We start from the raw sequence: 12514 nt of genomic DNA on the forward strand, positions 1-12514 counted from the left end.
CTCAAAGAGAGAGGGGCAGCGGCGGCGTCCTCTAGGGGCCCCGACTTGCCGCCGTGGCCCGCGTCCGACAAGGTGCCGCGCCCGTGTCGAGGCGCGTCCCTGGGGGAATCCATGCGTAAATCCGTTGCCGGCCTGACGGCCCTTCTCATGCTGGCCGCCGGCGCGGCCGTGGCCGCCGCGCCCGAGCCGGGGGCGAACGCGCCGGTCCAGTACGAGGTCTCGTTCGATAACGCCCAGCACCACGAAGCCAAGATCGCGGTCACCTTCCGCAACGCGCCCAAGGGCCCTCTGGCCCTGCGGATGTCGCGTTCCTCGCCCGGCCGTTACGCGATCCACGAGTTCGCCAAGAACGTCTATCAGGTCAGCGCCGTCGACGGGGCGGGCAAGCCGTTGAAGGTCGAGCGGACCGAGCCCTATGGCTGGACCGTGGCCGGCCACGACGGCACTGTGAAGGTGACCTATACACTCTATGCCGACCGGGGCGACGGCACCTATTCGCAGATCGACGCCACCCACGCCCACCTGAACATGCCCGCCACCTTCCTGTGGGCCGCCGGCTATGACGACAAGCTGATCCGGGTGAAGTTCAACCGCGCCGACGCGAGCTGGAAGATCGCCACCCAGCTGCCCGCCGTCACCGGCGAGGCCGACGCCTATTGGGCGCCGAACCTGCAGTACTTCATGGACAGCCCGACCGAGATCAGCGCCTTCACCCTGCGCGAATGGCCGGTGACCGATGCGGGCAAGACCTACACCTTCCGCTTGGCCCTGCATCATCCGGGCACGGAAGAGGACGCCGACAAGTTCACCGAGAAACTGAAGGCGATCGTGCCTGAGCACATCAAGGTGTTCGGCGCGCTGCCGAAGTTCGACCACGGGAGCTACACCTTCATCGCCGACTACATGCCGCAGATCACCGGTGACGGCATGGAGCACCGCAACTCGACCTTCATCAGCAACTCGCAGTCGCTGTTCCGGGGCAATTTCGGCCAGCTGGGCACGGCCAGCCACGAGCTGTTCCACGCCTGGAACGTCGAGCGGATCCGCCCGGCCGAGCTGGAGCCGTTCGACTTCACCAAGGCCAATCCGACTCCGTCGCTGTGGCTGGCCGAGGGTTTCACCCAGTACTACGGCCCGCTGCTGATCCGTCGCGCCGGACAGTCGACCATCGACGAGTTCCTGGGCGGCCTGGGCCGCACCTTGAACGGCGTGGTCAACGGTCCCGGCCGGACCTATGGCTCGCCGCAGGAGATGAGCCTGCGCGCGCCGTTCAACGACGCCGCCGCCACGCTCGACCCGGTCAATACGAACATCTTCACCTCGTACTACCCCTATGGCGCGGTCGTGGGCCTGGCCTTGGACCTGCAGCTTCGCGGTCGGACGCCCGTCGAAGGCAAGCCGCTGAGCCTGGACGACTACCTGAGGCGCCTCTGGGTGAAGCATGGCGCGCCGGAGAAGCCCTACAAGCCGGCCGACCTGCGCGTGGCCCTGGCCGAGACGAGCGGCGACGCGGCCTATGCCGAGGGGTTCTTCAAGGCCAGCATCGAGGGCTCGGCCCTCCCGGACTTCGAGCCGCTGCTGGAGCAGGCCGGGCTGAAGCTGCGCCGGGCGTCGGCCAAGAAGGCGTATCTGGGCGCCGCGCGCGTCCGGGTGAACGGCGCCGAGGTGATCCTGGCCGAGCCGCCGGCGCCGAACACGCCGCTCTACGCGGCCGGCGTCGAGGTCGGCGACCGGATCGTCTCGATCGGCCGCTTCGAGTTCGCCAATGAGGCCGACTGGACCGATGCCCTGGGCCGCCTCAAGCCCGACGAGGCAACGAGCGTGAAGTTCGTCCAGCGCGGCCAGACCCGCGAGGCGCCGCTGAAGGTCGCCGCGGATCCGACGCTGGAGATCGTCCGCTTCGAGAAAGCCGACCTGAAGCCGACCGAGGCGCAACTGGCCTTCCGGACGCGCTGGCTGGGCGCGGACACCACTCCGCCAGCGAAGTAGCGCTTAGGGTCGGCGCCGCGCCATCAGCAGCATGGCGCCGACCAGCCCACCGGCGAACAGCGCGCCCTCGGCCGCGCCGGTCAGGGCCTGGCTGATCGGGCCAAAGCCCGTCTCGCCGAACAGCCCGCCAATCTGGCCCAGACGCAGGCGCGACTCCGGGAAGCTGCGGGCCAGGAGGTCCAGGCTGCCGCCCATCAGTCGTCCGCCCAGCAGCGGGATGACCAAGCCCGCCAGGCCGCCGCTCAGGCACGCCAGGGCGATGCGCCGCGCCAGGCCGCCGGAGGCGCGATCGGCCAGCCAGGCGCCCAGACCGACCGCGCCGCCCAGCAGCACGCCTTCGCCGCCGCCGGTGATGCCCTCGGGGGCGTGGCCGAACAGCAGGGAAAAGGCGTCCAGCCCGACCAGCTTGACCATCGCCCCGACGACCAGTCCGCCGACCGCCCCGCCGAAGGGCGCGCGCCACCACGGCCGGCCGGGAGCGAGCTCGGCCGCGGCGATCCCGAAGGCCACGCCGGCCCCGCCCAGCAAAGCGATGATCACCGTCAGGCACAGCAGGACCAGCAGGGCCGAAACCGCGCTGGCCCCCGGCTGGGACGCGCCGATGAAGCCATAGGCGAGGCCGCCCAAGGTCCCGGCCGCGACCGCGCCGAGCGTCCCGGCCGCGCCGCGCGCCAGGATGCCCCTCCAGGCCGGCGGCGGCGCGAGCGCTCCGGGAGAAGGCGATGCGGGCGTTTCGGCGTCGAGGCTGACCGGGGCGATGAAGCGGTAGCCGTGCTTGGGCACGGTCTGGATGAAGCGCGGGCTGCCGGCGTCGTCGTCGAGCGCCCTGCGCAAGGTGCGGACGCACTGGGTCAGGGCTTCGTCCGTCACCGGAACGCCGCGCCAGACTTCCTCCAGGAACCGGTCCTTGGAGACCAGCTTGCCGTGCTCGCGCACCAGCAGGGCCAGGGCGTCCAGATAGCGGGCGTTCAGTGCGATCGACGCGCCGTCCCGGCACAGGCGGCGGTCGTCCAGGTCGAGCGTGAAACGATCGAAGCGGAAACTGCCGGAAGCCAAGTCAGAGAAACCTCGCCAGGGCCGCCGAACGATCGCGGAGGCCGAAATGGCAGACTCTTTCATGGGCGCGGGAAAGGCAATGACGGAGGGGCGGAGAACCGCTCCGGGCCAGTTCGGGCAGGTCGACTAGTCCTGGGCGGTCAGGCTCAGCGTCTCGACGACCTGGAAGGCATAGGTCGAGCCGACGGGGACCTTGATGTCGTCCGAAAGCACCACGGCGGTGATCGCCCGGCCGTGGCCCTTGACCTCCCTAACGCGGCTGGCCCGGACGAAGGCGGATCGATGGACCCGCAGTAGGCCCGCCCCCCGCAACTCCTTTTCGAGGGCCGACATCGTCGATCGATGCAGATAGCTGCGTGTCGAGGTGTGCAGCAGGACGTAGTCTTTCGCGGCCTCGATCCAGTCGATCTCGGAGAGCGACACGCGGACCGAGCCCGTTCGGGTCTGCACCCAGATCGCCCGGCTATCCACGACGGGCTCTTCGCGACGGGCGCCGATCTCGCGGCGCCGTTTCGCGCGTTCCATCGCCTGGCGAAGCCTGTCGAAGCGGACCGGCTTGAGCAGATAGTCCAGCGCCTCGACCTCGAAGGCGTCGGCGGCGAAGATCTCGAACGCGGTGACGAAGACGATCTCAGGGCGGTGCTGGGGCGGCAGCATGCTGGCCACGGTCAGGCCGTTGAGGTCGGGCATCTGGATGTCGAGAAGCACCAGGTCCGGCCGCAGGTCGCAGATCGCCGTCAGGGCGCTCTCGCCGTCGCTGGCGGATCCCACCAGTTCGACGCCCGGGATCTGGCGGATGAGAACCTCCAGCCGCTCGAGCGCGGCCGGTTCGTCGTCGACGATCAGTACGCGCATCATGCCGCCTCCTGATGGGCTACGCCGCTGAGCGGCAGGCGAAGCACGACGGTGAAACCGGGATCCTTCGGCTCGGCCACCAGCACGCCGCGCGGGCCATAGAGGACCTCCAGGCGCTCTCGGATGGCGGCGAGGCCGATGCCGCTGCTGGGGGCCGGCAGGCTGGAGCTCAACGGGCGCGCGTCGTCGGAGACCGTGATCACCAGATCGCCGTCGCGCGCCTCGATCTGGATGACCAGGCGGACGCGATTGCGGCTGCGCGAGACGCCGTGCTTGATGGCGTTCTCGACCAGGGGCTGGAGGACGAAGCTGGGCACCTGGGCGTCCCGTAGCCGTTCCGGACAGAGGATCTCCACGGACAGGCGCTCGCGGAAGCGCTCCGCCTCGATTTCCAGATAGGCCTCGACGGTTCCGAGCTCGTCCTCGAGGCTGATGAAAGCGCTGGCGTCCGTCGACAGGGTCATGCGCAGGAACGACGCCAGGCGGGCCAGCATGGCTTCGGCGTCGGCGACGCGCTCGGTGACCACGGCCGAACTGACCGCGTTGAGCGTGTTGAACAGGAAGTGCGGGTTCAGCTGATAGCGCAGGGCGGCCAGCCGCGCGGCCGTCGCCGTCGCCCGGGCCTGGGCGGTCTGGCTTTCGGCGAGGACGAGTTGTTCTTCCCGCTGGCGTAGCCGGGCGCTGAACTCGATCAGCATGGTCGCCGCCGCGAAGATCGCGAACATCCAGCCGACGAAGATCGTATTGGTGGTGGCCCGAAGGAGCACGTAGCTCATGGGCCGCGCAGGGGTCAGGCCCAGCTTCTGGAGGATCAGGCCGCCAAGGCCGTCGATGAGCCCCAGAGCGAGCGCGGCGACGATCACGCCGACGACGGCTGACGCGATGTAGCGGCCGGGCGCGCCTTGAGACCGGCCCCGAAGCCATTCGTAGAGGCCGGCGCAGATCAGCCAACCCGCCACCACGAAGATCGCCACGGTGATCAGCGCGCCAGGCGTGACCGCGCCGCTCGCCAGGGCGGGCGCGAGCAGAATCGGAATGTTCACGATCCAGAGCAAGGCGGCGATCGCCCAGGCCCGGAACCGTGGATCGGACGGAAGTTTCATGGCGACAAGCCTAGCAAAGGCTCCAGCGCCCGCCCATCGGCTCCGTCGTTTGAAACCGAGGGTTCGTCGATGGCCCGCCGGGGCCGCGATCGCGCGCTTCCGACGGTTCGTCGTGTCAGGGCGATCGCTGGTCGAAATCGTTCTCGCGCTCGTCGCAGGGCGATTCCTTCGTCGTCGTCCACGTGACTTTCGGAGGAAAGGCGGCCCCCACCGCCATCCCTTCATTCCAAGACAGCGAGGCGAACGTGGCCAACATTCTGGGCACCGACGGCAACGACACTCTGACCGGCACGGCCGCCGGCGACACGATCAGCGGTTACAAGGGCAACGACACCCTGACCGGTCTGGACGGTGGCGACGCCCTCTATGGCGACGACGGCGCGGACATTCTCGATGGCGGCGACGGTGACGACTATGTCTACGGCGGCGGCAACAATGACTCCGACGCCTATGGCGACATCCTGAAGGGCGGGAACGGCTTCGACCGCCTGTACGGCGGCGTCGGCGACCATTTCGACGGCGGCGCCAACGGGGCGGTCGGCGACTTCGCCTATGTGAACCTGACGACGGTGACGTCGTCGGTGATCCTCGACATGGGCGCGACGGGCGTGCGCCAGATCGCGGGCGGCGGCAGCATCGTCGATGTCGAGCAGATCGAGATCTGGACCGGCTCGGCCTCGGATCGCGTCAAGGGCGGCGCGGCGGCGGACAAGATCAACGGCGGCGGCGGGCACGACGCCCTGTACGGCGGCGACGGCCAGGACTTCATCTACGGCATGGCCGACAACGACACGCTGCGTGGCGAGGCGGGCAACGACACCCTGCGCGGCGACACCGGCCATGACCGCCTGATCGGCGGCGATGGCGGCGACACGCTGTACGGCGACCAGGAGGGCGGGCTGGCCGCCGACGGCCAGGACCAGCTGGACGGGGGCGCGGGCGCCGACTTCCTGTATGGCGGCGGCTCCGCGGACATCCTGATCGGCGGGACCGGCGACGATGAGCTGTGGGGCGGGACCGGCGCGGATCGCTTCGCCTTCTCGGGCCAGGGTCAGGGCAATGACCGCATCCGCGACTTCGCCGAGGCCGAGGGCGATCGCTTCGACCTGGATGGCAAGCTGTTCACCGGCGTGACCAGCGACGGGGCGGGCGGCTCGAACCTGACCTGGGAGGGCGGTACGATCCGGGTCGAGAAGGTCCAGGGCACGCTGGCCTACTGGAACGGCCTGGTGGTGAATAGCGGGGCCAACACCCTGGTCCGCCTGACCAACGCCTTCGACAACCTGCTGCGCTACGGCCCGGCCAACGACACCGACCGCACCTATGTCCAGGGCCTGACCGACAAGGTGGTTTCGGGTCAGATCACCGAGGCGGCGGCGTTGAAGACGATCATCAACCTGGCCGACGCGACGGCGGCGGTGGCGACCACGTCCTACGCCTTCTTCACCGGCCATACGCCCGGCGAGAACGGCATGGACTATCTGCTGTCGCCGATCGGGCCGAACCCGAACAACCTGAATTCGGCCTACTATCAGACCTTCAACGCCGAGAACCGCTACATCAACTTCGCGGTCAACCTAGGTCGCGACGGCGAGGGCAAGGCGGCCTTCACCGCCGAGTACGGGACCAAGACCCTGTTCGAGGCCACGCGGTCGGCCTATGCCGAAATCTTCGGCTCCACGCCGGACGACGCCAAGGTTCATGCCCTGCTCGACACCCGGGTCGACTACTTCGCTTCGTACGGCAAGACCGACATGGGCACCAAGGCGGCCATGGTCGGCTGGCTGCTGGCCGAGGCGATGAAGGCCGACGTCGGTGTCTATGCCGGCTCCAGCAACGCCTACTTCACCGATCTGGCGGATGGCGGTCCGTTCGCCGTCGACCTGATCGCCGCCTACAGCAAGCCCGAATACAATCTCTGACGGAATGCCCCCGTTCCGCTCAAAGAAGAAGGGCCGGCGCATGCGCCGGCCCTTCGCCTTTTCATCGATCGGCAGCGCGAACTACCAGATCTTCACGCGCTCTTCCGGCGCGATGTACAGCTTGTCGCCGGCCTTGACGTCGAAGGCCGAGTACCAGCCCGGTTGGTTCCGGATGGTGCCGTTGACGCGGTAGTACGACGGCGAGTGCGGATCGCTGGCGATCTGCTGCTTCAGCGCGTCGTCGCGCGACTTGGCCCGCCACACCTGGGCCCAGCCCAGATAGACGCGCTGGTCGCCGGTGAAGCCGTCCAGCACCGGAGCGGGCTTGCCCTGCAGCGAGACGTGGTAGGCGTCGAGGCCGAAGCCCAGGCCGGCCATGTCGCCGATGTTCTCGCCCATGGTCAGGTCGCCGTTGACGTGCACGCCCGGGAAGGGCTCGAACGCCGAGTACTGCTTGCCCAGCTTGGCCTTCTGCACTTCGAACTTGGCGGCGTCTTCCGCCGTCCACCAGTCGCGCAGCACGCCGTCGCCGTCCGACTTGCGGCCCTGGTCGTCGAAGCCGTGGCCGATCTCGTGACCGATCACGCCGCCGATGCCGCCGTAGTTGATGGCGGGGTCCGCGTCCGGATGGAAGAACGGCGCCTGCAGGATGGCGGCCGGGAACACGATCTCGTTGTTGACCGAGTTGTAGTAGGCGTTGACCGTCTGCGGGCTCATGCCCCACTCGGACTTGTCGACCGGACCGTTCAGGCGGGCGACGTCGCGACGGTAGTTCCAGGCGCCGACGCGTTGGGCGTTGCCGTAGACGTCGCCTTCCTTGATCTCCAGCTTGGAGTAGTCACGCCACTTGTCGGGATAGCCGATCTTGACGGTGAACTTGGCCAGCTTGTCCTGGGCCTTGGCCTTGGTCTCCGGACCCATCCAGTCGGACGCGTCGATGCGGCTCTTCAGGACGGTGCGGATGTCGCCGACCAGGGCGACCATCTTGGCCTTGGAGGCGGCCGGGAAGTAGGCGGCGACGTATTCCTTGCCGACCGCTTCGCCCAGCATGCCGTTGACGGCGCCGACGCCACGCTTCCAGCGCGGACGCTGTTCGGGCTGGCCCGACAGGGTCTTGTTGCGGAACTCGAAGCCGGCGTCGACGAAGCGCTTCGACAGCATCGGGGCCGCGCCGTCGATCACCTTGAACGCCTGCCAGGCCTTCAGGGTCTCGATCGGGGTGTCGGCGTAGATCTTGGCGTACTTCGGGAACGAGGTGTTGGTCGTCACGATGAAGCGGTCGACCTTCGGCAGCTCGGTGTTGACCAGATACTTGTTCCAGTCATAGCCCGGGGTCAGGGCCTGCAGCTCGGCCAGGGTGGCCGGGTTGTAGGTCTTGTCGCGGTTGCGGCGCTCGACGCGGGTCCAGGTGGCTTCGGCCAGCTTGGTCTCGAAGTCGACGACGGCCTTGGCGCTTTCGGCCGGGTTTTCCCAGCCGCCCAGGGTCAGCATCTTCTCGACATAGGCCAGATAGGCCGTCTTCTTGTCGGCGAACTTGGCGTCCAGATAGTAGTCGCGGTCGGGCAGGCTGAGGCCGCCTGTCGAGGCGTAGACGGCGTAGGCCTGCGGGTTCTTGGCGTCGGTCGAGATGCCCACGCCGATCAGGGCGGTGTAGGGCGTGGTCGAGCTCTTGCCCATCAGGGCGGTGAACTCGTCCTTGGTCTTGATCTTCTTGACGCCGGCCAGCCAGGGCTGGATCGGGGCGGCGTCCAGCTTCTCGATCGCGGCTTCGTCCATGAACGAACGATAGGCGGCGCCGATCTTGGCCTTGTCGCCGGTCGCGGCCTTGTCGGCGGCGGCCCCTTCGATGATCGCCTTGGTGCGGGCTTCCGAGAGCTCGCCGAGCTTGTCGAAGTTACCGTAGCGGACGCGGTCCGACGGGATCTGGGTCTTCGCATCCCAGGCGCCGTTGGCGAACTTGTAGAAGTCGTCGCCCGGCTTCACCGAGGTGTCCATGCCCGTGAGGTCGAAGCCCCAGGTCCCGTACTTGGGAGACTCCAGCGACGTGACGTCGCCGGCGACGCCTTCGGCCAGGGCGGGGATCAGCGATTGAACCGTGCACGCGTCGTCGATGCAGGGGTGTTGTTCGTGGGCGGAAACCCCGAAGGCCGATAGTGACAGCGCAGCAACTGCCGCGGCGCCGAACCAAACTCGTTTCATGGAAGTCGCATCCGTTGGTGTGAGCTGGCCGGCAATCTGCAACGGCGCGGAATATTTACTCCCTTAAATAAAGTTCATGTTCGCCCATTTTTTGGAACCGGGCCTCAGTGCATGTGTTCCGGCGCCGCCTGACCAGTGGGCGCGCTCAGCTGAACGGCCAGGTCGACCGTCAGCTTTCGGCCCTTATCGAAGACCAGCGTTATGGGAATTTTCTGCCCCGGCCCTTGAACTTTCTTCAGGCCGAACAGCATGAAGTGGTAGCCGCCGGGCGCGAAGGCGATCTGCCCCCCGGCCGGGATCACGACGCCGGCGTCCTGGCGCCGCATGGTCATCACGCCGCCGGCCATGGCCGACTGATGGATCTCGACCTTGCCGGCCGCCGGGCTCTCGGCGCCCCTCAGGGTCACGGGCGTCTTGCCGGTGTTGGCGATGGTCATGAAGCCGACGCCGTTCATGCCCGCCTGGGCCGGACGGCTCCAGGGCTGGCGAACGGTCACGGCGCCCAGCTTGGCGTCGGCCGCATGGGCGAGCGGCGCTGAAGCAAAGGTCGCCAACAGGATGGCGGCGGCGAGACGGATCTTCATGAGGGAGTTCTCCTAGAACTTGCCGGTGACGCCGACGAAGACCGCCCGGCCTTCGCCCGGCCAGTACGCGGCGTTGGTTTCGATCGTGGTCTTGGTCACCGAGGCCGCGAGGGCCAGCGGATTGACCGTGGCCACATAGCGCTTGTCGAACAGATTGCGCGCGTCGAGGAAGACGGTCACGCGCCGATGCGTCCAGCCCGCCCCCAGGCCCGCCACGGCATAGGCCGGGGCCCGGGCGCGGTTCCGATAGTCGACATAGGGGCCCTTGGGCGTCCACTCCAGGTTCGGGGCGACAAACCAGCCGTCCGGGTGCTCGTACTTCAGCTCGGCGCGATAGAGGTGCTCCGGCACGACCGGCAGGGTCGCGTCGCCGTACTGGATGTCGCCGTCGAAGCGGAAGTCCGACCACGCCCAGGTCTGGCGCAGCCGGAGGCGCGGGGCGATCCGCCAGTCGAGCCCGGCCTCGATGCCCTGGTGGATCGTAGCGTCGGCGTTAAAAGTCGCCGCTGGGTGGGCCGGGTCGACCACGAAGGTCAGCAGCTCGTGCTTCAGCTCGGCGCGATAGACCGCCAGGTCCCAGGCCAGGGGGCCCTTGCGGCCGCGCGCCCCGATCTCGCCGGTCCAGGCGGTCTGCGGAACCACGGGCTGGAAGGCGGCCGCGGCGCTGGGGGAATAGGCGCTGAAGTTCGGCGGCTCGACCGATTTGGTCAGGTTGGCGAACAGCTGGGCGTCCTCGCCGACCTGCCAGAGCGCGCCGATACGCGGGGCGAACCAGTCGTGGTCGCGATGGGCGGTCAGGTCGAAGCTCGTGGCGACGCCGGGGACCTTATGGGCGCGATAATCACGCTCGGCCGTCCCCCAGGTCCCGCTGGCCACCAGGGCCAGGCGCGGGGTCACGAACAGCCGGCCCTCGGCGAAGACGTCCAGGGCTTGGGCGTTCTGGCGCGAGAACGCCTGCAGCGCGCCGCGCGAAGCCTTCTGGTTCAGCCACTGGCGGGCGTCCATGTCGCCGACGCGCCAGGAGAAGCCGGCGAACAGGTCCGCCGCGTGGCCGCCGACTTCGCCCGTCCAGTCCAGCCGGCCGAAGGCCCCGAAGTTGCGGCTTTCCTGGTCGACGACCTGGAAGATCGGGTGGTCCAGGTCGCGCCAGGCGCCGTAGACGCCGCCTTCCAGCACCGTGCTCTCCGACAGGCGCCAGGTGGTCTGCAGGCTGGCGCGGGCGTTGCGCATGTTGCGGCCGTACTTGTTCGACGCGTTGATCGCGCCGGCCGCCTTCGGGTGGCGCAGCGCCTGGTCGAGGGTCATCGAGCCGGCGATCTCCTGCTGGATGTCGGCCCCCGACAGATAGAGCCGCACCTCGCGGTCCTGGCCGAACTGGCGGCCGACGTTCAGCGACAGCCGCGCTGACGAGGCCCGGCTTTGCTGGCGCCAGCCGTCGGTCTTGCTCACGGTCGCGCCGACGAAGGCGTCGGTGTCGCCCAGGATGCGGGCCAACTCGCCATGCGCCCGGACCGTGCCGAACGACCCGCCGTCGAGCCGGACCAGGGTGTCGCTCCCGGCCGTGCGCCCCGTCGGCGTCACGAAGTTGATCGCCCCACCCAGCAGCGCCCCGCCGAAGCGCAGGGCGTTGCCGCCCTTGTAGACCTCGGTGAACCGGGCCAGCAGCGGGTCGATCAGCTGGTAGTCGCCAAAGCCGTCGGCCTCGTTCAGCGGCACGCCGTCCTGGGCCAGCAGGGTTCCGCGATTGTGGTTCGAATTGCCCAGGCCCGAGCCCCGGATCGACAGCCGCGTATCCTCGCCGAACTTCTTCTGGGCGTAGACGCCGGGCACGTCGCGGACGGTGTCGTTCAGGCCCAGGGCGTAGCGGTTGGCATAGGCCTCGGCCGAGACCACGGCGACGCCGCCGGGGGTGCGCGACAGGCGGGTGCGGGCCCGGGCCACGACCGGCGGATCCTCGGGATCGGGCCGGGCGGTGACCAGGACGGAGTCGACGCGGGTCTGCTCGCTGTCCGCATCGGGGAGGGCGAAGGCGGGGGTAGCGAGCACGAAGCAGGCCAGCGCGGGAGCGCCCAGCAGGGCGCGACGAAGGTTGGGCGACATGGAAGCGGATGATCCCGGAACGTGACTGGGCGCGCGGCGTCATCAACGCGGCGCGACGGAAAAGGTCAGGCGTTCGGGAAGGCGGGTGGGCCCTGGCTGGGCGGACGCGGCGGGGCGCGGGCATGGCCGCGAACGCCCAGGACGCGCTGGACGGGCGTCTCGACGAACTCGGCATACTGGACGGGGGCGATGGTGGGGACCGGCGCGTCCACCGTGGCGGCCAGGGTCGGGCCGACGCAGTTGGAGCATTTCAGCCCCATGAACCCCTTGGCCGGGGCGGTGCGGACCGAGCCGTCCTCGGCGAGGATGACGACCTTGGCCCCATCGGCCGAGCAGATGACGATGGCCGACCCGCTTTCGCGCAGGTCATGCGCCATCGCCGCCGCCGGGGTCAGCGCCTGGACAAACACGGCCAGCATCGCCGCGAGCGCGGCGAGCAGGGCTCGGAACTGTCCAAGGCGGGCGATCATAAGGCCAGGGGAGTAGGCGGTGGCGGCGGCGGGGTCAATGTGGGCGGGGTGAGGCCGATCGGCGCGCGGGTACTTAAGGGGCGGGCCGTTTGCCGCCGGGTGACCAGTAGAAACTTGATATCGATACCATATTCACGGAATAGTCTGGGCGAAATCCATCGGAGCGGCCCTGGCGCAGGGGAGCGTTTGGCGGGATCAAATCGGACGAGGAACTGGCGCATGATTGGCTTGAGGCC

9 protein-coding genes are annotated in these 12514 nt (G+C 68.7%); 2 read left to right on the top strand and 7 right to left on the bottom strand.

All coding sequences use genetic code 11. The features are described from left to right. Positions 1–111 precede the first annotated feature (111 nt). Positions 112–1989 (top strand): M61 family metallopeptidase, encoded by a 1878-nt coding sequence (locus AC1RRV_RS00230; RefSeq protein ID WP_492857556.1) that lies wholly within the window; start codon positions 112–114, stop codon positions 1987–1989. Between the two features lie 3 nt (positions 1990–1992). Here AC1RRV_RS00230 and AC1RRV_RS00235 read toward each other — a convergent pair whose 3' ends face one another. The 3 genes from AC1RRV_RS00235 to AC1RRV_RS00245 all read right to left on the bottom strand — a co-directional run bounded on the left by AC1RRV_RS00235 (position 1993) and on the right by AC1RRV_RS00245 (position 5003). Further along, positions 1993–3045, bottom strand: a complete 1053-nt coding sequence (locus tag AC1RRV_RS00235) for a winged helix-turn-helix domain-containing protein (protein ID WP_492857557.1) — start codon at positions 3043–3045, stop codon at positions 1993–1995. Positions 3046–3171: 126 nt separating this feature from the next. Continuing rightward, positions 3172–3903 (bottom strand): LytR/AlgR family response regulator transcription factor, encoded by a 732-nt coding sequence (locus AC1RRV_RS00240; protein WP_492857558.1) that lies wholly within the window; start codon positions 3901–3903, stop codon positions 3172–3174. After that, positions 3900–5003 (bottom strand): sensor histidine kinase, encoded by a 1104-nt coding sequence (locus tag AC1RRV_RS00245; RefSeq protein ID WP_492857559.1) that lies wholly within the window; start codon positions 5001–5003, stop codon positions 3900–3902. Before AC1RRV_RS00245 ends, AC1RRV_RS00240 begins: the two co-directional genes overlap by 4 nt. Positions 5004–5248: 245 nt before the next feature. Between AC1RRV_RS00245 and AC1RRV_RS00250 the strand changes: the two genes are divergently transcribed. Then, entirely contained in the window at positions 5249–6925 is a 1677-nt protein-coding gene (locus tag AC1RRV_RS00250; RefSeq protein ID WP_492857560.1) for a hypothetical protein, read from the top strand. An 81-nt stretch (positions 6926–7006) separates the two neighbouring features. On the opposite strand, the gene AC1RRV_RS00255 is transcribed toward AC1RRV_RS00250, so the two are convergent. The 4 genes from AC1RRV_RS00255 to AC1RRV_RS00270 all read right to left on the bottom strand — a co-directional run bounded on the left by AC1RRV_RS00255 (position 7007) and on the right by AC1RRV_RS00270 (position 12278). Then, entirely contained in the window at positions 7007–9124 is a 2118-nt protein-coding gene (locus AC1RRV_RS00255) for a M13 family metallopeptidase (RefSeq protein ID WP_492857561.1), read from the bottom strand. A gap of 104 nt (positions 9125–9228) precedes the next feature. Then, positions 9229–9708, bottom strand: a complete 480-nt coding sequence (locus tag AC1RRV_RS00260) for a copper chaperone PCu(A)C (RefSeq protein WP_492857562.1) — start codon at positions 9706–9708, stop codon at positions 9229–9231. A 12-nt stretch (positions 9709–9720) separates the two neighbouring features. Further along, entirely contained in the window at positions 9721–11808 is a 2088-nt protein-coding gene (locus AC1RRV_RS00265; RefSeq protein WP_492857564.1) for a TonB-dependent receptor family protein, read from the bottom strand. 65 nt (positions 11809–11873) lie between these two features. Then, the gene (locus AC1RRV_RS00270; RefSeq protein ID WP_492857566.1) at positions 11874–12278 is read right to left on the bottom strand and encodes a DUF2946 family protein; all 405 of its coding nucleotides are present in this window, start codon (positions 12276–12278) and stop codon (positions 11874–11876) included. Between the last annotated feature and the right edge of the window lie 236 nt (positions 12279–12514).

The sequence above is a fragment of the Caulobacter sp. GW821-FHT11E10 genome (genome assembly GCF_058808375.1).

Coding starts and splice junctions, on each gene's coding strand:
- AC1RRV_RS00230 (WP_492857556.1), top strand. CDS start 112: ATGCGTAAATCCGTTGCCGGCCTGACGGCCCTTCTCATGCTGGCCGCC.
- AC1RRV_RS00240 (WP_492857558.1), bottom strand. CDS start 3,903: ATGATGCGCGTACTGATCGTCGACGACGAACCGGCCGCGCTCGAGCGG.
- AC1RRV_RS00245 (WP_492857559.1), bottom strand. CDS start 5,003: ATGAAACTTCCGTCCGATCCACGGTTCCGGGCCTGGGCGATCGCCGCC.
- AC1RRV_RS00255 (WP_492857561.1), bottom strand. CDS start 9,124: ATGAAACGAGTTTGGTTCGGCGCCGCGGCAGTTGCTGCGCTGTCACTA.
- AC1RRV_RS00260 (WP_492857562.1), bottom strand. CDS start 9,708: ATGAAGATCCGTCTCGCCGCCGCCATCCTGTTGGCGACCTTTGCTTCA.
- AC1RRV_RS00265 (WP_492857564.1), bottom strand. CDS start 11,808: ATGTCGCCCAACCTTCGTCGCGCCCTGCTGGGCGCTCCCGCGCTGGCC.
- AC1RRV_RS00270 (WP_492857566.1), bottom strand. CDS start 12,278: ATGATCGCCCGCCTTGGACAGTTCCGAGCCCTGCTCGCCGCGCTCGCG.